Origin of the sequence: Embleya sp. NPDC059237 (genome assembly GCF_042754105.1) — a bacterium.
Taxonomy (GTDB): Bacteria; Actinomycetota; Actinomycetes; order Streptomycetales; family Streptomycetaceae; genus Embleya.
In genome coordinates this window covers 404,496-426,846 of sequence record NZ_JBHZAE010000005.1, presented here as the reverse complement: position 1 = coordinate 426,846, position 22,351 = coordinate 404,496, and the positions used below count along the sequence as shown (strand labels likewise).

Annotated in this window: 1 protein-coding gene; it reads right to left on the bottom strand. The window is 74.1% G+C overall.

Annotated features, from left to right (window positions below):
* Entirely contained in the window at positions 1-22,317 is a 22,317-nt protein-coding gene (locus ACFXKZ_RS19000) for an SDR family NAD(P)-dependent oxidoreductase (protein WP_380001834.1), read from the bottom strand.
* Positions 22,318-22,351 lie beyond the last annotated feature (34 nt).

Here is a 22,351-nt window from a genome sequence, read left to right as displayed (position 1 = left end):
TCAGTGCTCGATCCCGCCGTCGATGAAGTCGAACAGCTCCTCGTCGGTGGCCGCGTCGAACCCTCGGCCGCCGGCCGCGTCACCGTTCGCGCCCGACTCGCGGCCGGCGAGCGGGGCTTCCGGGCCGCCGATCAGGTCCCGCAGCCGCTCCGTCGCCCTGGCGCGGTCCGCGTCGTCGAGTTGTGCGAGCATCGCCTCGACCCGGTCGATCTCGCCGAGCACCGAGTCCCACGAGACCCCGTGCTCGCGGCGCAGCAGACCGTGCAGGTGCCGGCCCAGGGCCGCCGCGTTGGGGTGGCTGAAGATCAGCGTGGCCGGCAGGGTCAGGCCCAGCGCGGCGCGCAGTCGGTTGCGCATCTCCAGGGCGGTCAGCGAGTCGAAGCCGAGATCCTTGAACGCCGCTCCCGTCTCGATCGCGGTCGGATCGGCATGACCGAGGATCGCGGCGGCGCAGCCGCGAACCAGGTCGACCAGGGCGCTTTCCCGCTCGTCGTCCGGCAGGTCGAGCAGTCGGCCGATCAGCGCGGGCGCCGCCTCGGCGGCGGCGCCGACGCGGTGGTTCGGGTCGGCCACCAGCGTGGTCAACAGCGCCGGCAGTGCGCCCGGTTCGGCCCGGCGCAGCGCCGAGGTGTCCGGCGCGAGCGGGATCAGGGCCGGTTCGGGCAGCCCGAGGGCCCGGTCGAACAGGACCGTGGCCTGCTCGCCGGGCAACGGCAGCAGCCCGGCGACCGGTTCGGCCCCCGGTGCCCAGGCCAGCGCGAGCGCGGGCAGCCCGGCGGCGTGCCGGTGCCGGGCCAGGGCGTCCAGGAAGGCGTCGCCGGCCGCGTGTTCGCCGCGCCCGGGGTCGGCGAGTACGCCGTCCAGGGCGGTGCAGAGCACGAAGGCGGACAGGTCGGCATCGCGGGTGAGTTCGTGCAGGTGTACGGCCGCGTCCACCCGGGCCCGCAGCATGGCCTCGGTGTGCGACCGGCCGAGCCCGGCGGTGTGCACCACGGCGGTCAGCGGGCTGTGCTCGGGGATCGTGGCCAGCAGCTTCGCCAGTTCGGTGCGGTCGGTCACGTCGCAGACGACCACGTCGATCTCCGCGCCCTGCGCGGCCAGTTCCCGAGCAAGCGGCATCCCGGCGGCGGGCCCGCCGGCCAGGATCAGCCGGCGCACTCCGTGGGCGGTCACCAGGTGCCGAGCCAGCAGTGCGCCGACCGGGTCGGTACCGTCGGTCGGGTCGGTCGGGTCGGTCGGGTCGGTCGGGTCGGTCGGGTCGGTCGCGACAGTGACCAATACCGTGCCGTCGGTCGGGAAGCCCGCCGTGCCGGTCTCGCCCGCCGGTACCCGGGCCAGGCCCGGCAGCAGTACCGTGCCCGCGCGGATCGCGAACTCGGCGCGACCGGCGGACGCTTCGGCCAGCAGCACCGGCCAGGACCCGTCCTCCCCGTCCACGTCGGCGAGCACGAACCGCTCGGGGTCCGCCGCCCGGGCCGCCCGGACCACGCCCCACACCGCCGCCGCGCCCGGATCGGTGACCCGGTCCTCGGGCCGCGCCGAGACCGCGTCGTGGGTCACCACGACCAGGCGGGAGGCCGCCAGCCGCGGCTCGGCCCGCCACTGCCGCAGGGTCTCGCGCACCGCCCGGATCGTGGCCCGGATCGCCTCCGGATCGAGCCCGCCGGCCGGGTCGATCCGCACGGGCAGCGCGACCAGATCCGGAACCGGGACGCCGACCTCGACGGCCGCGATCAGTTCGGCGGCGGTCGCATAGGCCGGCACCCCGTCCCAGGCCCGCGCACCGAGCACGGCCCAGCGACCTCCTGCCGCCGCCGGGTCGGTCGGCTCGACCCGGGCCCACTCCCAGCGGGTCAACCACGGTCGGGCCCGCCCGGCCGCCCGCACCTGCCCCGCGGTCCATGGCCGCAGCGCCACCGACTCGATCCGCGCCATGGATCGGCCTGCCTCGTCGGCCAGTTCGACCTCGACGCCGTTCCCGTCGACGCCCCGCAGCCGAATCCGGCCGGCGGTACCGGCATCGCCGCCCAGCGTCACCCCGCGCCAGGCGCCGGCCAGCCGCACCTCGGTCGGTGCGCCGCCGGGTGCCGAGCCGGGGGCAAGCCCGTGCAGGGCCGCATCGAGCAGGGCCGGGTGCAGGCCGAAGCGGGCGGTGCCACGTTCGCCGTCGGCGGTGCGCGCGACCTCGGCGAACAGGTCGTCGCCGCGCCGCCACGCCGCCCGCAGTCCGGCGAGCGTCGGGCCGTAGCCCAGGCCCAGTTCGGTCAACCGCCGATATACGTCCGCCACGTCCAGCGGCGTCGCCCCGATCGGCGGCCACGGCCCGGACTCCTGCTGCGGCCGGTGCGCGCCGGGGGCCACCGTGCCCGAGGCGTGTCGGGTCCACGGCTCGGCGGCGGGCGCGTCCTCGGGCCGGGAGTGTATGGTCAGCGCCCGCGTACCCGCGTCGTCCGGTGCCTCGACGGTGACCTGGATCCGCACCCCGTCCGCGTCCGGCAACACCAGCGGCTCGTGCAGGGCCAACTCCTCGACCACCGCACAGCCGAGGGCGCCGCCCGCGCGCAGCGCCAGGTCCACGAACACCGTGCCCGGGACCAGGACTTCGCCGAGCACGAGGTGGTCGGCGAGCCAACCGTGTGTGGTGGTGTCCAGGCGCCCGGTGAACACGGTCGCCGAGCCGTCGGCCAGGTCGACCCCGGCGCCCAGGATCGGGTGCTCCACCGCGAACTGCCCCCAGCCGACGCCCCCTCGGGCCGGTCCGACGGGCTCCACCCAGTGCCGCCGACGCTGGAAGGCGTACGTGGGCAGCGCGACCCGGCGACCCGGTAGCAGCCCGGCCCAGTCCACCGCGCCGCCGTGCACGAACATCGCGGAGAGCGCGGCGAGCAGCCGATCGGCGCCGCCGTCCGCGCGGCGCAGCGTCTCCAGGGTGGCGCCGTGCACGCCGAGCGAGTCCAGGGTGTCGCCGAGCGGCACCACCAGGCCGGGGTGCGAGCTGCATTCGAGGAACACGGTGTGTCCGTCGGCCGCCGCCGCGCCGATCGCCTCCTCGAACCGCACGGTGCGCCGCATGTTCTCGAACCAGTAGTCGATGTCGAGCAGCGCGTCGTCGGCGAGTCGGCCGCCGGTGACCGTGGAGTACATCGGCACCCGCCCGGGGGTGGGTTGGATGCCCGCGAGCAGGCGTTCCAGGTCGCCGCGTACAGCGTCCATCTGCGGCGAGTGCGAGGAGTATGCGGCCGGGATCCAGCGCGCCCGTACACCCTCGCGCTCGCAGTCGGCCACGATCAGGGCCAAGGCGTCGGTGTCGCCGGACAACACGGTGTTGGTCGGGCTGTTGATCCCGCCCACGTTGACCAGGTCCCCGGTGCCGGTGCGGGTGATCAACTCCTCGGCCCGCAGGGCGGATACCGCGACGGCCACCATCGCGCCGCGAATCATGTCGGCGGCCTGCACCGCGCGGATCCGCAGCGCGGCGATCCGGGCGGCGTCCGGCAGGGTCAGGTGGCCGGCCATGTACGCGGCGGCGATCTCGCCCTGGGAGTGCCCGATCACCGCGGCCGGTCGCACCCCGCACGACTCCCACCAGCGGGCCAGACCCACCATCACCGCGAACAGCACGGGTTGCACCACCTCGACCCGGCGCAGCAGTTCGGCCGTCTCGTCGTCGGTGCCGCGCAGCACGTCGAGCAGCGCCCAGCCCGGCAGCAGCGGGTCCATCACCTCGGCGCACTGCGTGACGGTCTCCGCGAAGACCGGGCAGCACGTCAGCAACTCCGCCGCCATGCCAACCCATTGCGATCCCTGGCCGGGGAAGACGAACACCGGCCCGGGCCCGATCGCCGTCGGCGCCTCGCCCGTTGCCGGCGAGGCGGCCAAATCAGCCAGTGCGGCGACCAGTTCGTCGGTATCCCGACCCCGGACCACCGCGCGCCGCTCGAACACCGCCCGCCCGCGCACCAGCGAGGCGGCCACGTCGGCCGGGGCAAAGTCCGGATGCGCGGCGGCCCAGTCCCGCAGCCGCGCCGCCTGCGCCCGCAACCCGGCCTGGGATCGCGCGGACACCACCCACGGCACGATCCCCCCGAGCACGGCGGCCGGCGAGGCATCGACCGGTGCGGCATCGACCGGCGCGGCATCGACCGCGCCCTCCGCCGGCGCCTGCTCGATGATCACGTGCGCGTTGGTCCCGCTCACCCCGAACGAGGAGATCCCGGCCCGACGCACCCGTTCCCCCGCCGGCCACGCCACCGGCTCGGTAAGCAGCCGCACCTGTCCCGACGCCCAGTCCACATGCGGCGTGGGCGCGTCCACGTGCAACGTCGGCGGCAACGTCCCGTGCCGCAGCGCGAGCACCATCTTGATCACCCCGGCGACCCCCGCCGCGGCCTGGGTGTGCCCGATGTTGGACTTGACCGACCCCAGCCACAGCGGCCGTTGCGCCGGCCGGTCCTGCCCGTAGGTCGCCAGCAGCGCCTGCGCCTCGATCGGGTCGCCGAGCGTGGTCCCGGTGCCGTGCGCCTCGACCGCGTCGACGTCCGTCGCGACCAGGCCCGCGTTGCGCAGCGCCTGTCGGATCACCCGCTGTTGCGAGGGGCCGTTGGGTGCGGTCAGCCCGTTCGAGGCGCCGTCCTGGTTGACCGCCGAGCCGCGCACCACGGCCAGTACCGGATGCCCGCGCCGGCGCGCGTCGGACAGCCGCTCGACGAGTACCAGGCCGACACCCTCGCCCCAGCCGGTGCCGTTGGCCGCCGCCGCGAAGGGCTTGCAGCGCCCGTCCGCGGCCAGTCCGCGCTGCCGGCTGAACTCGATGAACGCCTGCGGCGACGTCAACACCGCCACCCCGCCCGCAAGCGCGAGATCGCACTCACCCGCACGCAGTGCGTTCGCCGCCAGGTGCAGGGCGACCAGGGATGACGAGCACGCGGTGTCCACGGTCACCGCCGGCCCCTCCAGGCCCAGGACGTAGGAGACCCGGCCGGAGATCACGCTGGTCGCGGTCCCGGTCAGCAGGTAGCCCTCCTGGCCCTCGGCCATCGCCTGCGAAGTGCCGTGGTAGTCCTGCGCCATGGCCCCGACGAACACGCCCGTGCCGCTGCCGCGCAGCGTGGTGGGGTCGATGCCGGCCTGCTCGAACGTTTCCCACGCGGTCTCCAACAGGAGCCGCTGCTGCGGGTCCATCGAGGTCGCCTCGCGGGGCGAGATCCCGAAGAACTCCGCGTCGAAGTGCACCGCGTCGGCGACGAATCCGCCTTCACGGACGTACGACTTGCCCACCCGGTCGGGGTCCGGGTCGAAGAGTGTGTCCAACTCCCAACCCCGGTCCTGGGGGAAGGGTCCGATGGTGTCGGTGCCCTCGGCGAGCATCCGCCACATCTCGTCCTGTCCGGCCACCCCGCCCGGGTAGCGGCAGCCGACGCTCACGATCACGATCGGGTCGTCGTCGGTGTGTGCGGCGGGTCGCTCGGGTTCGACGACCACGGGCGCTACGCCCAGGAGTTCGGCGCCGACGTGGTCGGCGAGGGCCTGCGGGGTCGGGTGGTCGAAGACCAGGGTGACGGGCAGGCGCAGGCCGGTCGCCGCACCGATGCGGTTGCGCAGTTCGACCGACGTGAGCGAGTCGAAGCCGAGGGCCTTGAACGGGCGCAGCGGGGCGACCGCGTCCGGGGTGGCGTGGCCCAGGACGGCGGCGGTCTCGGTGCGAACCAGGGTCAGCAGCGTCTGCCGGCGCCGCTCCTCGGGCAGTCGGGCCAGCCGCTCGGCCAGGGACGCGGCGTCCGGCGCGGTGTCGGCGGCGGCGCGGCGTCCGCGCGGGCGCACCAGGTCGCGCAGCAGTGCGGGTACGGTCGGGGCGGCGGCGCGCAGCGCGTCCGGGTCCAGGCGGGCGGGCACGATCGTGGGGCGGTCGGCCGCGCGGAGCGCGTCGTACAGGGTGAGTGCGTGGGCGGTCTCCAGCGCGGCGACGCCGGTGCGGGCAATGCGGTTCAGGTCCTCGGCGCCCAGGTGTCCGGTCATCCCGCTGGCCTGCGCCCACAGACCCCAGGCGGCCGCGGTCGCGGCCAGGCCGCGGGCTCGGCGGTGCTGGGCGAGCGCGTCCAGGAAGGCGTTCGCGGCGGCGTAGTTGGCCTGTCCGGCGCCGCCGAAGGTGCCGGCCATCGAGGAGAACAGCACGAACTCGGCCAGGTCGAGGTCGCGGGTCAGCTCGTGCAGGTTCCAGGCGGCGTGCAGTTTCGGGCGCAGCACCCGGTCCAGCCGCTCGGGGGTGAGCGCGGTCAGCGCCGCGTCGTCGATCACGCCGGCGGCGTGGATCACCGAGGTGAGCGGGTGTTCGGCCGGGATGTCGGCGAGCAGCGCGGCCAGCGCCGCACGGTCGGCGGCGTCGCAGGCCGCGATGGTCACCCGGGCGCCGAGCGCGGTCAGTTCGGCGGACAACTCGGCCGCGCCGTCGGCGGCCGGGCCGCGCCGGCCGATCAGGAGCAGGTGTCGTACCCCGGCGGTGCGTACGAGGTGGCGGGCGAGCAGGCCGCCGAGGGTGCCGGTGCCGCCGGTGATCAGGACCGTGCCCTCCGGGTCGGGAGCGGCGCCGAGGGTGGGCGGCAGGGTCAGCACGATCTTGCCGGTGTGCCGGGCCTGGCTCAGGTGCCGGAACGCGCCGACCGCACCGCGCACATCCCACGGGGTCACGGGCAGCGGGTGCAGCACGCCGGTCTCGAAGAGCCGGTACAGGTCGGCCAGCATCTCCCGGATCCGCTCCGGCCCCGCGTCCATCAGGTCGAACGCCCGGTAGTCGCGGCCCGGATGGGCGGCAAGCACCTCGTCCCGGTCGCGGATGTCGGTCTTGCCCATCTCCAGGAATCGGCCGCCGGGCGCGAGCAACCGCAGTGAGGCGTCGACGAATTCGTGCGCGAGCGAGTTGAGCACCACGTCGACCTCGCCGAACCGGTGCGCGAAGTCGAGATCGCGCGAGGACGCCAGATGCGCGTCGTCCACGCCCTGGCCGCGCAGGGTGGCCCATTTTCCGGGCGAGGCGGTGCCGAACACCTCCACGTTCCAGTGCCGGGCCAGTTGCACGGCCGCCATGCCCACTCCGCCGGTGGCGGCGTGGACGAGCAGCGATTCGCCGGCGCGCAACCCGCCGAGGTCGGCCAGGCCGTAGTAGGCGGTCAGGAACACGACCGGGACGGCCGCGGCCTGGGCGTAGGTCCAGCCGGTGGGGATCGGCGCGAGCAGCCGGTGGTCGGCCACGGTAATCGGTCCGGTGCCGCCGCCGAACAGGCCCATCACCCGGTCGCCCGGGACGAGTTCGGGCACATCGGGGCCGACCTCCACGACGATTCCGGCCCCCTCGCCGCCGGGCGGGCGGGTGTCGGTGACCATGCCGAGGGCGACCACGACGTCGCGGAAGTTCAGCCCGGCGGCGCGGACGGCGATCCGGACCTGTCCGGGCGCGAGCGGGACCGCCGCGTCGGCGTTCGGGAGCAGCGCGAGCCGGTCCAGGGTGCCACCGCCGAGCAGGTCGAGCCGCCAGGCCGGGGCGCCGGCGGGCGGGCTCAGGCGCGGTTCGGTGCCGGTGCGGATCAGTCGGGGTGCGGACACGGTGCCCGTGCGGATGGCCAGTTGCGGTTCGCCGACGTCGGTGACGACGGCGGCGCGCAGCGCGGCGAAGGAGTCGGCGTGGTCGTCCAGGTCGACCAGCACGATCCGGCCCGGGTGTTCGGTCTGCGCGGAGCGGACCAGGCCCACGATCGGCGCGGCGACCAGGTCGCACACGTCCTCGCCGTGGTGCCCGGGTACTGCGCCCCGGGTCAGCACGACCAGGGTGCATGCGGTGAGGCGTGGGTCGGTCAGTGCGCGCTGGAGCAGGTCGAGTACGCGGTGTGTGGCGGCCCGGGCGGTTTCGGGGACGTCGTCCCCGGTCCGGCCGGCGCAGGTGATCAGCAGTACGTCGGCGGGGTCGGGGTCGCCGTCCGCGTGCACCTCGGCGCCGGCGGCGCGCAGCCCGGCCACCGCCTCCAGTTCGTCCGGGCCGAGCAACGACCAGCGGGCGGTGCTGGGTTCGGTGGGGGTGGGCAGCGGGGACCAGTCGACGTGGTGGAGGTCGCGGTGGGCCGGGTCGGCGGCGGGCGCGAGCCGGTCGGCGGTCGCGGGGCGGCCGACCAGGGCACCGACGGTGGCGACCAAGGCGCCGGTGTGATCGGTGAGTTCGAGGCCGACGGTGTCCGGGCCGCGGCGTTCCAGGCGGACCCGGAGCGCGGCTGCGCCGACGGCGTGCAGGCGTACGTCGGTCCAGGCGAAGGGTAGGCCGATGGCACCGTCCCCGCCGGATGTTCCGCTGTCGGCGGCGCCGGCGGCGTGCAGCGCGGCGTCCAGCAGGGCCGGGTGCAGCGCGAAGTCCCGTGCGCCGTGCGCCTCGTCGCCCGGCGCGACCTCGGCCAGGACCGTATCGCCCAGGCGCCACGCGGCCCGCACCGCGCGGAAGGCCGGTCCGTACCGGTAGCCCTGCCCGGCCAACCGCTCGTACAGCCCGTCCACGTCCAGCGCGACGGCCCCGGCGGGCGGCCACGCGGCGTCGGTCGCCGGCGCGGCGTCGAGGCCGTCCGCGACCGGCGCCAGTACCCCGCTCGCGTGCCGCGTCCACGCCTGCTCCGCGGGCGCGTCGTCGGCTCGGGAGTGGATGGTCAGCGCTCGGCGGCCCTGCTCGTCCGGCTCGTCCAGCAACACCTGCAGGTGTACGGCGCCGGTGTCGGTGAGCCGCAGCGGGGCCTCGACGGTCAGCTCCTCGATCAGGTCACAGTCGGCCCGATCGCCCGCCTGGAGGGCGAGTTCGACGAACGCGGTGCCCGGGAGCAGCACCGTGTCCAGGATCGTGTGGTCGGCGAGCCAGGGGTGGGTGCGCAGCGAGATGCGGCCGGTGAGGATGTGCCGGTCGCCCTCGGCGGGTACCACGGCCGCGCCCAACAGGGGGTGTGCCGCCGGGTGCAGGCCGAGGCCGGCCGCGTCGGTGGGCGTCTTGCCCGCCTCCAGCCAGTAGCGCTCGCGTTGGAATGCGTAGGTGGGCAGGTCGACCGGCCGGGGCCGGTGTCCGGCGTGGGTCGCGGACCAGTCCACCGGGACGCCGTGCACGTGCAGGCCGGCCGCGGCGGTGAGGAAACGGGCGAGGGTGTCGGCGTCGCGCTGGAGGCTGCCCACGACCGTCACGTCCGTACCGGCGCGCTGGGCACTGTCCTCGACGGCGGGCGCAAGGACCGGATGCGGGCTGGTCTCGACGAACACCGTGTGGCCGTCCCGCAGCAGGGCATCGGTGGCCCGGTCGAAGGCGACGGTGGCGCGCAGGTTGCGGTACCAGTACTCGGCGTCGAGCGCGGTGCCCTCGACGGGTTCGCCGGTGACCGAGGAGTAGAAGACCGCGTCGGTGGTCGGCGTGGGCACGATCTCGCCCAGGGCGGCGAGCAGTTCCTCGCGGACCTGCTCGACCTGGGCGGAGTGCGAGGCGTAGTCGACCGGGAGCACCCGGGCGCGGATCCCGTCCGCCTCGCAGTGGGCGTGCAGTTCGGCAAGCGCGTCGGCCGCGCCGGAAATCACCACGGCGGCGGGGCCGTTGACGGCGGCGATGCCGAGCCGGTCCGCGAATCCGTCGAGCAATCGGGCGATCTGCTCCGGGCCGGCCGCGACGGACATCATCCCGCCGTCGCCGGACAACCCGCGCAGGGCGCGGCTGCGCAGTGCGACGATCCGGGCCGCGTCGTCGAGGGTGAGCGCGCCCGCGATGTGGGCGGCGGCGATCTCGCCCTGCGAGTGGCCGACCACCGAAGCCGGCCGTACGCCCAGCGAGCGCCACAGTTCGGCGAGCGCGACCATCACCGCGAACAACACCGGTTGCACCACGTCGACCCGGTCGAGCGGCGGCGCGTCGGGCTCGCCGCGCAGCACGGCGAGCAGCGACCAGTCGGTGTGCGGCGCGAGTGCCGCGTCGCAGTCGCGGATCCGGGCGGCGAAGACCGGCGACTCGGTGAGCAGTCGGGCGCCCATGCCGGGCCACTGCGAACCCTGTCCGCCGAACACGAAGGCGATCCGGCCGGGTTCGCCGGCCACGCCCACCGGCACCGCCGCGTCGGGCCGGTCGGCGCTCAGCGCGTCCAGCCCGGCCCGCAGGCCCGCCGCGTCCTCGGCGACCACCACGGCGCGGTGTTCGAACCGGGATCGGCCGCCGACGAGCGCGTGCGCGATGTCGACCGGCCCGTACTCGGGGTGCGCGTCCAGGTGTGCGCGCAGCCGCTCGGCCTGCCCGCGCAGTGCCGCCGCGCTCGCCCCGGACAGTGGCCACGCCAGCGCGGCCGGAGGCGCCGACGCCGGTGCCGGTTCCGCGGGCGCGGTCGGGGCGGGGTCGCCCTGTTCCAGGATCACGTGCGCGTTGGTCCCGCTGATCCCGAACGACGACACCCCCGCACGGCGCGGACGCCCGGTTTGCGGCCACGGGGTCGCGGCGGTGAGCAGCGACACCGCCCCCGCCGACCAGTCCACGTGCGGTGAGGGGGCGTCCACGTGCAGCGTCCCGGGCAGTTCGGCATGCCGCATCGCCATGATCATCTTGATCACGCCGGCCACGCCCGCCGCCGCCTGGGTGTGCCCGAGGTTGGACTTGACCGACCCCAGCCACAACGGCCGATCCGCCGGCCGGTCCTGCCCGTAGGTGGCGAGCAGGGCGCGCGCCTCGATCGGGTCGCCCAGCGGCGTGCCGGTGCCGTGCGCCTCCACCGCGTCCACGTCGGACGGACGCAACTCGGCGTGCGCGAGCGCATCCCGGATCACCCGCTCCTGGGCGAGCCCGTTGGGCGCGGCCAGGCCGTTGCTGGCGCCGTCCTGGTTGATCGCACTGCCGCGCACCACGGCCAGCACCGGATGGCCCAACCGGCGCGCGTCCGACAGGCGTTCCACCAGGAGCAGACCGATGCCCTCGGACCACGAGGTACCGTCGGCGCCGGCCGCGAACGACTTGCACCGCGCATCCGGGGCCAGGCCGCGCTGCCGGGAGAACTCGACGAACGTGGCCGGGCTGGACATCACCGTCACCCCGCCCGCCAGCGCCAGATCACACTCACCCTGGCGCAGTGCGTTGGCCGCCAGGTGCAGTGCGACCAGGGACGACGAGCAGGCGGTGTCCACGGTCACCGCGGGCCCCTCCAGACCCAGCGTGTAGGCCACCCGCCCGGACGCGATACTGCCCGCGCTGCCGTTGCCGAGATAGCCGTCCACGCCCTCCGGCGCGCTGCCCAGCCGCGACGCGTAGTCGGCGTACATCAGGCCCGCGTACACCCCGGTACGACTGCCGCGCAGCGACCTGGGATCCACGCCGGCGCGCTCGATCGCCTCCCAGGACGCCTCCAGGAGCAACCGCTGCTGCGGGTCCATGGCCAGCGCCTCGCGCGGCGAGATGCCGAAGAACTCCGGGTCGAACTCGGTTGCCTCGTAAAGGAATCCGCCCTCGCGTACATACGAGGTACCGGCATGTTCGGGGTCCGGGTGGAACAGCTCGGCCAGGACCCAGCCCCGATCCTGCGGGAACTCCGAGATGGCGTCGGTGTGTTCCGACACCAGCCGCCACAGGTCCTCGGGGCTCGCGACGCCGCCGGGGAAGCGGCAGCTGATCGCCACCACCGCGACCGGCTCGTCCGACACCGGCCGGGCGACACCCGCCGCCCGCCCGGGTGTCGGCGCGTCGAGCAGTTGCGCGCGCAGGTGTACGCCCACGGCACGCGCGCACGGATGGTCGAACAACATCGTGGCGGGCAGGCGCAGCCCGACCGCCGTGCTCAACCGGGTGCGCAGTTCCAACGCCGCCAGCGAGTCCAGGCCCAGTTCGCCGAACGCGCGGTCCGGGTCGATCGTGCGCGCGTCGGCGTGGCCGAGCACACCGGCCGCGTGGGTACGGACCAGGTCGACCAACAGCCGGTCCTGCTCGGCCTCGGGCAACGCGGCCAATCGGCGCACCAGTGAGCGGGCGGTGTCCGAGGTACGGGCCGGCGCACGCCGGGCCCGGGTCGGCACCAGCCCGCGCAACACGGGCGCCACCCGCTCCTCCGGACCGCGCAGGATCGCCGGATCGAGGCGCAGCGGCGTCAGCACCGCCTCGGGCCGCCCGGCCGCCGCGTCCAGCAGTGCGAGGCCCTGCTCGACGGACAACGCCCGCACACCCGCGCCGGCCGCCCGGCGCCGATCGGTCGCGCTCATCGTCGCGGTCAGCGCACTGCGTTCGGCCCACAATCCCCACTGCAACGACACGGCCGGTCGGCCGCGCGCTCGGCGCCGGCGGGCCAGCGCGTCGAGGGCGACATTGGCCGCCGCGTAGTTGGCCTGGCCGGGGTTGCCGACCGGACCGGCGGCCGAGGAGAACAGGACGAACGCCGACAGGTCGGCGTCGGCGGTGAGTTCGTCCAGGTGCAGCGCCGCGTCGATCTTGGGGCGCAACACCGCCGCCAGCCGCTCGGGAGTCAGCGTCCCGACCAGCCCGTCGTCGGTCACCCCGGCCAGGTGCACCACGCCGGTCAGCGGGTGGGCGGCCGGGATCGCGGCCAACACGTCGGCCAGCACGCCACGTTCGGCAGCGTCTCCGGCGGCGAAGGTGACGTGCGCGCCGGCCTCGATCAGTTCGGCCCGCAACTCGGCGGCCTCGGGGGCTTCGTCGCCGCGACGGGAGAGCAGGAGGAGGCGGCGCACCCCGTGTACGCGCACCAGGTGCCGGGCGACCTGCCGGCCCAGTGCTCCGGTGCCACCGGTGATCAGGACGGTGCCTTCGGCGGCGAAGCCGAAGTCGGCCTTGGGCACCACGGCCGCTCGGCGCAGGCGCGGAACCAGGACGCGACCGGCCCGCACGGCCGCCTCGGGCTCGACCACGACGGCGGCGATGGCCTCGGGCGAGACCTCGTCGAGGTCGTCGGCGTCGACGAGCGCGAACCGCTCGGGGTGTTCGGAGCAGGCGGTACGAAGCAGGCCATGGGTCGCGGCGGCGGCCGGGTCCGGCGCGTCGCCTTCGGCGGCGGCGACCGCGTGTCGGGTGCGCACGATCAGGCGGGCCGACTCGAAGCGCTCGTCGGCGAGCCAGGATCGGGCCAGGTCCAGCGCTTGGGCGGCGGCTTGGTGTACGGCTTCGGCGGATACGCCGGGAACGGCGGTGACCAGGTCGTACAGGACCGTCTCGGGGATTGCCGATTCGGCCAGGGCGGCCAGGTCAGGGTGATGTGTGGCACCGAATCGGGCGGCTGTCGAGGCGAGTTCGGGGCCGCCCACCACCGCCCCGAGCGTGTCCGCCATGTCCGCCGTGTCCGCCGGTGACAGCGGCGTCCACTGCGGCTCGAACAACTCGCCCGCGTTCGCGTCGGGTCGTGGCAGTCGGTCCCGCGAGGGTTCGCGCACCGCCAGGGCCTCGACCGCGACCACCGGTCGGCCCGTCTCGTCGGTGGCCGTCACCGCGATGGTGTCGGGCCCGCTGGGACGCAGCCGAACCCGCAACGTGCGTGCCCCGGACGTGTGCAGCGCCACTCCGCGCCAGGAGAACGGCAGCCGCAGGCGCGGCTCCGCCGCGTCGAGCAGGGTCAGGCCCAGCGGGTGCAACGCGGCGTCGAACAGCGCGGGGTGCAGCTCGAACCGGCCGTCGGCGGCCGGGTCGTCGGCCGCGAGCACGATCTCCGCGAACACCTCGTCATCACGGCGCCAGGTCGCTTGTACGCCCCGGAACGAGGGTCCGTAGTCGACGCCGGTCTCGGCGAACCAGGGATACAGCCCCGCCGAGTCCATCGCGGTCGCATCGGCAGGCGGCCAACTCGCGGCATCCGAGGGTGCATCCACCTCGGCTGATGGACCCAGGGCCCCGGCGGCGTGCAGCGTCCAAGGCGCCTCCTCCGCCGAATCCGGGCGGGCATGCACCGTGATCGTCCGCGTCCCGCTCCCCTCCGGTACACCGACTCGGACCTGGACCTGCACACCGCCCGTCGACGGCAGCGCCAGCGGGGCCGACAGGGTCAGCTCGTCGACCCGCGCGCAGTCCAGGAGGTGGCCGACGTGCAGGGCCAGTTCCAGGAATGCCGTGCCCGGCAGCAATACCGTGCCCAAGACGGTGTGTTCAGCCAGCCACGGATGGGTGTCCAGGGCCAACCGGCCGGTGAACAGGAAGCCCTGGTCGTCCGCCAGGCCCACGACCGCACCGAGCAGCGGATGGTCCACCACACCCTGCCCCAGCCCGACCGCGTCGCCCGCGTCCACACCGGCGTGCAACCAGAAGCGCCGCCGCTCGAAGGCGTAGGTCGGCAGGTCCACCCGTCCCGCGGGCCCGGAACCGGTGGACAACGCGGCCCAATCCACCGTCGCGCCGTGCACGAACACCCGGGCGAGCGCCTCCACCACACTCGACACGGCCGCTCGACCCCGACGCCGGGTCGCTACGGCGGCCACGTCCTCCGCGCCGGCCGTGCCCTCGACCACCATCGCGGTCAACGCCGCCTCCGGCCCGATCTCCACGAAGGTGCGTACCCCTTCGGCGCGCAGCGTGGCGATCGCATCCCCGAAGCGCACCGCGCGGCGTACGTGCCGCACCCAGTACTCGGGATCAGCCAACTCTTCGGCGCCCGCGACCCGCCCGGTGGTGTCCGACACCACCGCGATCTCGGGCGTGCCGTAGGTCAACCCGGTCAGCACCTCGCGGAGTTCGGCCAACATCGGTTGCATCAGCGCCGAGTGGAAGGCGTGCGACACCGACAGGCGCGAGATCCGCCACCCGCGCATCACGCAGTCCGGTTCGAGCGCGGCCACCGCCTCGGCGGGTCCGGAAACCACCACACTCGCCGGGCCGTTCACCGCTGCGATCGTCACCTCGGCCGGGCACGACGCCGCCACCTCGGCCTCGCTCGCACCGACGGCGAGCATCGCCCCTCCACTCGGCAGCGCACTCATCAACCGAGCCCGCGCCGCGACGAAGACCACCGCATCCGCGAGTGAGAACACTCCCGCCACATGCGCCGCAACGATCTCGCCGAGCGAATGCCCCACCACGAAGTCGGGCGCCTGCCCCCACGAGGCCCACAGCCGGTACAGCGCCACCTCGAACGCGAACAGCGCCGGCTGGGCCACCCCGGTGTCCTGCGCGTCGGCATCCGACACCCCTTCGGCACCGAGCACGACGTCCCGCACCGAGAACGGCACCACATCGTCGAAGGCCGCACACACCTCGTCCAGGGCGCCGGCGAACACCGGGAACGCCGCGTGAAGTTCGCGGCCCATACCGAGCGCCCGCACCCCCTGACCCGTGCACAGCACGGCCGTCTTCCCCGGCCCGCGACCCACCGCACCGACCACCGCGCCCTCGGCGCCCGCCGCCACGGCGGACAACCCATCGGCCAGCTCGGCGAGATCGGCGCCGGAGACCACCGCCCGATGGCCGAACAGCGCCCGTTCGCACACCAACGACCGGGCCACGTGGGCCGGATCGAGATCCGGACGGGCCGTGACCCAGTCGCGCAGCCGGGCCGCCTGTTCCCGTACCGCTGCCTCGGACCGCGCCGACACCACCCAGGTGTGCCGTCCGCCGAGCCCGGACTCGACGGCCACATCCGGCACTTCGGTCACCGGCGGCGGCTCTTCCAGAACCACGTGTGCATTCGTCCCGCTGATTCCGAAGGACGACACACCCGCCCGGCGCACCCGCTCCCCCGCCGGCCACGCCACCTCGTCCGCCAACACCTCGACCCGCCCGGCCGACCAATCCACATGCGGCGTCGGCTCGTCCACATGCAACGTCCGAGGCAACACCCCATGCCGCAGCGCCAACACCATCTTGATCACCCCGGCCACACCCGCAGCCGCCTGCGTGTGCCCGATATTCGACTTCACCGACCCCAACCACAGCGGCCGATCCCCCGGCCGATCCTGCCCATAGGTCGCCAACAACGCCTGCGCCTCGATCGGATCACCCAACGTCGTCCCGGTCCCGTGCGCCTCCACGGCGTCCACATCGGCGGGCGACAACCCGGCGCTGCCCAACGCCTGCCGAATCACCCGCTGCTGCGACGGCCCGTTCGGCGCGGTCAAACCATTCGACGCGCCGTCCTGGTTCACCGCCGACCCACGCACCACCGCCAGAACCGGATGCCCATTGCGCCGCGCATCCGACAACCGCTCCACCAGCACCAACCCGACACCCTCACCCCACCCGGTGCCGTCCGCCGCCGCCGCGAACGACCGGCACCGGCCGTCGGACGACAGGCCGCGCTGCCGGGAGAAGTCGAGGAAGACGCTGGGCGTCGACATCACGGTGACGCCACCCGCCAGGGCCAGTTCACACTCGCCCGACCGCACCGCGTTCACCGCCAGGTGCAGCGCCACCAGGGACGACGAGCACGCCGTGTCCACGGTGACCGCCGGCCCCTCCAGACCGAACGTGTAGGCCACCCGGCCCGAGGCGACGCTGCCCACATTGCCGTTGCCGATGTAGCCTTCCAGTTCGTCCGGCACCTTCCGCAGCCGGCCACCCGCGTAGTCGTAGTAGATGGCGCCGGCGAAAACCCCGGTCCGGCTGCCGCGCAGCGAGGTCGGATCGATGCCCGCCCGCTCGAACGTCTCCCACGCCGTCTCCAGGAGCAATCGCTGCTGCGGATCCATCGCCAACGCCTCACGCGGCGAGATCCCGAAGAGGTCCGGGTCGAAGTCGGCGGCCGTGTCCACGAATCCGCCGGTGCGCACGTAGGTGCTGCCGGGTCGGTCGGGGTCCGGGTCGAAGATGCGCTCGATGTCCCAGCCACGATCGGTGGGGAAGTCGGTGAGGGTGTCCACCCCACCGGCCACCACGTCCCACAGGTGTTCGGGCGCGGTGATCCCGCCGGGAAACCGGCAGCCCATGCCGACGATCACGATCGGGTCCTCGCCGGCGTCGGAACCGACCGGCGACACCACCTGCGCTCCGAGGGTCGAGCCGACCGGGCCCCCGGCGTCCTCCTCGGCGAGCCGATCACGCAACCACCGGCCCAGGACTACCGGGCTGGGGTAGTCGAAGACCAGCGTGGCGGGAAGCCGCAGTCCGGTTGCCGTGTTCAGTCGATTGCGCAGCTCCAGACCGGTGAGCGAATCGAAGCCCAGGTCGCGGAACGCCCGTGTCTCGTCGATCTCGGTCGCGTCGGCGTGGCCGATGACGGCGGCGGCATGCACGCACACCGACCGGATCAGCGTCTGCTCCCAGTCGAAGGCCGATACGCCGGCCGGACGACGGCGCAGCTCGGCCGCCGAACTCGTCCTCGCAGCACGCCGGTTGGGCACCCGGGCCAGACCGCGCAGCAGCGTGGGCACCACCGATCCGGCGGTGCGTAGCACCGCGAGGTCCATCCGGACCACGGTCGGTGTCGGTTCGGCATGGTTCGTCGCCGCGTCGAACAGGGCCAACCCCTGTTCCGGCGCCAGGGGCAGTACACCCAAACGCGCCATCCGCTGCCGGTCGGCGTCGCCGAGCCCCGCGGTCATCTCGCTGGTCGGCGCCCACCAGCCCCACGCCAACGAGCTGCCGGGCAGGCCCTCACGGCGCCGGCGGCGTGCGAGCGCGTCGAGAAAGGCGTTGGCCGCCGCGTAGTTGCCCTGGCCGGGGTTTCCGAGCACACCCGCCGCAGAGGAGAACAGCGCAAACGCGGTCAGGTCCAGGTGCCGGGTCGCCTCGTGCAGGTTCCACGCGGCGTCCACCTTAGGGCGCAACACCGCGTCCAGCCGGTCGGCGGTGAGGGACTGTACGACGCCGTCGTCCACCACACCCGCCGCGTGGATCACCGCCGTCAGCGGGTGTTCGGCGGGGATGTCCGCCAACACCCGCTCCAGCGTGGCGCGGTCTGCGGCGTCCCCGGCCACGCAGGTCACCTCGGCACCGAACGCGGCGAGTTCCGCGACCAGGTCCGTCGCGCCGGCGGCCGTACCGCCGCGCCGACTGAGCAACAGGAGCCGGCGCACGCCGTGTTCGGTGACCAGGTGCCGGGCAAGCAGCGTGCCCAGGGTGCCGGTGCCGCCGGTGATCAGGACCGTGCCGTCGGCAGCGGGCACGAATCCGCCCGATCCGCCGTCCGCCGGGGCTCGAACCAGGCTCGGTATCAGAGCCGTTCCATCTCGCAGGATCAGCTGGTCCGCACCGGTCCGCAGGGCCCGGTCGAACTCCGGGCCGGGGTCGGCGCCGGAGTCCGCGTCCACCAGGACGAAGCGCCCCGGATGTTCGGACTGGGCGGAGCGGACCAGGCCCCAAACGGCCGCCGAGGCCGGACGTATCTGCTCGTCCGCGACCGCGACCGCGCCGGAGGTGACGAACACCAGCCGGGAGTCGGCGAATCGCTCGTCCGCCAGCCAGTCCCGGAGTACCGCCAGCACCTGCCGGCCGGCCGTGTGCGCCGCCGCCACGGGGTCCGCGTCGTCGACCGATACGGGCAGAGCCACCAGAGCCGGTACGTCCGTTCCGGTGTCCATGGCAGCCACCAGCGCGGCGAGATCGGCCGCACCGTCACCGCCCAGCAGGGTCGCGTTCGGCACGTCGTCATCGACGTCCGGTAGCTCCAACGCGGTCCACGCGAGCGTGAACAGGGAGTCGCGGACCAAAGCATCGGGCGTCCGCAACCCGTCCGCCGAGACCGGGCGAATGGTCAGCGACTCGATCGCCACCACCTCCCGGCCGCCCTCGTCCCACGCCCGGACCGACACCTCGCCGGAAGCCGAGTCCGAGCCCGCAGCCGACCCCGACTCCGACCCCGACGCCGACGCCGACGCCGACGCCGAGCGCACCAGCCGAACCCGCAACCGTCGCGCCCCGGGAACACCCGCCCGAATGCCGTGCCACACGAACGGCAGCCCGGCCACGATCGGCGCGTCGGCACCGGCCGCGACCACCAGCGGGTGCAACGCGGCATCGAGCAGCGCCGGGTGCACCGCGAACCGGTCCGCGTCCGCGTGCCCCTCCTCCGGCAACTCCACCTCGGCGAACAACTCGTCGCCTCGCGCCCGGACCGACCGCAGCCCCTGGAACACGGGGCCGTAGTCGAAGCCCGCCACCGCCAGCCGCTCGTAGGCGTCGTCGACCCCGACCGCCTCGGCACCGGTCGGCGGCCACGGCCCGGCCGGCGCGTCCTCGGCCCGCTCCTCGCCCGCCGCGACCAGCACCCCCGAGGCGTGCCGGGTCCACGGGTGGTCGGGCGGCGCGTCCTCGGCTCGCGAGTGCACATCGACCGTCCGGGCCCCGTCGCCGCCGCCGTCCGCGGCACCGACCACGACCTGTACCAGGACGCCCGAGGCGTCCGGCAGCACGAGTGGCGTGTGCAGGGTCAGTTCCTCGATCGCCGGGTAGCCGACCTCGGCTCCGGCCCGCAGGACCAGGTCCAGGAACGCCGTCCCGGGCACGATCACCGTGCCGAGCACGGCGTGGTCGGCCAGCCACGGTTGGGCGGTCGTCGACAGCCGCCCGGTGAACACGGTGCCCGCGTCGCCGGCCAGATCGACGGCGGCGCCGAGTACCGGATGCGTCACCGCGCGCTGCCCCCAGGCCACGCCGCCGCCTGCGGGCGATTCGGCCTCGGCCCAATAGCGCCGATGTTGGAAGGCGTACGTGGGCAGGTCGGCCCGCCCCTCGCCCGGAAACAGTGCGGCCCAGTCCACCGGCACACCCGCGACGAACGCCGCCGAGAGCGCGGCGACCAGCCGATCGGGGCCGCCGTCGTCCCGCCGTAACGTCTCCAGGACCGTGCCGTCGTCGACGCCCAGCTCATCGAGGGTGTCCGCGAGCGGCACGACCAGGCCCGGATGCGGGCTGCACTCGACGAAGGCGACGTGTCCGTCGGCAACGGCTGCCCCCACTGCGGTGGTCAGCCGTACCGTCCCGCGCAGGTTCTCGAACCAGTAGCCGGCGCCCAACTCGGCCGGGTCCGCGACAACTTCCCCGGTCAGCGTCGAGTACATCGGCACCCGACCCGCCCGCGGCGTCACCTCGGCCGACAAACGCTCGACCTCGTCCCGGACCACCTCCATGTGCGCGGAATGCGACGCGTAGTCCACGGGGATCCACCGGGCTCGCGCACCCTCGCGCTCGCACGCGTCGACGACGGCGGCCAGTGCCTCACGGTCGCCGGAAAGCACCACGCTCTGCGGCCCGTTGACGGCCGCGAGCGACAACCCGGCAGAGCCGGCCACCAGTTCCTCGGCACGCTCGACGGACACGCCCACGGAGACCATGCCGCCACCGGCCGCCGCGATCCCGCGCAGCGCCCGACTGCGGAACACCACGATCCGTACCGCATCCGCCAGCGACAGATATCCCGCGATGTGCGCAGCCGCGATCTCCCCCTGTGAGTGTCCGATCACCGCACCCGGCTCGACCCCACACGACTCCCACCACCGCGCAAGCCCCACCATCACCGCAAACAGCACCGGCTGAACAACATCCACCCGCTCCAACTCACCGGCAGACCCACCCCGCAACACATCCAACAACGACCAATCCGCCACCAACGGATCCATCACCGCAGCACACTCGGCAACCACACCCGCAAACACCGGCGAACACTCCAACAACCCGGCCGCCATCCCCACCCACTGCGACCCCTGCCCCGGAAACACGAACACCGGACCGGGTCCGGCGAACATCGGCCGCCCACCGGCGAGTTCTCCGCGGTCGGCCACCTCGCCGATCCCGACGGCGAGTTCGGCGACATCCCGCCCGCGCACCACGGCGCGACGTTCCAGCACCGCACGCCCCACCGCCAACGACCGGCCCACGTCGACCGGATCCGCCTCGGGGTGCTCGGCCAGCCAGTCCCGCAATCGCCCCGCCTGCGCGCGCAACGCCGCCTCGGATCGGGCCGACAACACCCACGGCAGGACACTGCCGATGCCCGTGGGCGCGGGCACCTCCACGACACCGTCGTCGCCGTCCGACGGCGCCTCCTCCAACACGACGTGCGCGTTCGTCCCGCTCGCCCCGAACGACGAGACACCGGCCCGGCGCGGCCGGTCCGACCTCGGCCACGGCACGGGCTCCGTGAGCAGTTCCACCCGCCCGGCCGACCAGTCGATGTGCGGCGAGGGCGCGTCGACGTGCAGCGTCCTGGGCAGCACGCCGTGCCGCAGGGCCAACACCATCTTGATCATCCCGGCCACCCCCGCGGCGGCCTGGGTGTGTCCGATGTTGGACTTGATCGACCCGAGCCTCAGCGGCCGATCCGCGGGCCGATCCTGCCCGTAGGTCGCCAACAGCGCGTGCGCCTCGATGGGGTCGCCGAGCGTGGTCCCGGTGCCGTGTGCCTCCACGGCGTCCACGTCACCGGTCACCAGCCCGGCGCTCTGCAGGGCCTGCCGGATCACCCGCTCCTGGGCCGGGCCGTTCGGCGCGGTCAGCCCGTTCGACGCGCCGTCCTGGTTGATCGCCGAACCGCGCAGCACGGCCAGTACCGGATGTCCGTTGCGCCGCGCGTCGGAGAGCCGTTCGATCAGGAACAGGCCCGCGCCGTCGGAGAGGATGAACCCGTCGGCCGCCGCCGAGAACGGCTTGCATCGGCCGTCGCGGGCCAGTCCGCGCTGCCGGCTGAAGTTGACGAAGATCTCCGGCGTGCACATCACCGTCGCGCCGCCTGCCAGGGCCAGGTCGCATTCCCCCGACCGCAGTGCGTTGCTCGCCAGGTGCAGTGCCACCAGGGACGACGAACACGCCGTGTCCACGGTCACCGCCGGCCCCTCCAGGCCGAGGATGTACGCCACCCGACCCGCCAGCAGGCTGGCCCCGTTGGCCATGCCGAGCGTGCCGTCCCGGCCCTTGGCGGTGCGGGCCAACACGGTCGTGTAGTCGAGGCCGTTGATCCCGGTGTAGATCCCGGTCCGGCTGTGCCGCAGCGACGTCGGGTCGATGCCCGCGCGTTCCACGGCCTCCCAAGAGGTCTCCAGAAGCAGTCGCTGCTGCGGGTCCATCGCCGCCGCCTCGCGGGGCGAGATGCCGAAGAACTCGGCGTCGAAGTCGGCGACGTCGTACAGGAATCCGCCCTCGCGGACGTACGACGTGCCCGGCCGGTCGGGATCCGGGTCGTACAGGCCGTCGAGGTCCCAGCCCCGGTCGGTCGGGAACTCGCCGATCGCATCGCCGCCTTCGACGACGAACCGCCACAGGTCCTCCGGCGTACCCAAACCGCCGGGGAAGCGGCAGGCCATGCCCACGATCGCGATCGGCTCGCGCTGCCGGTCCTCCAACTCGCGTACCCGGCGATGCGCGTCGCGCGCATCGGTGATGGCCTTCCGCAGGTACGAGCGCAGTTTCTCTTCCGACTCAGCCACGTTGCCTCTACTCCTTGCCGACACGGTCGTATGC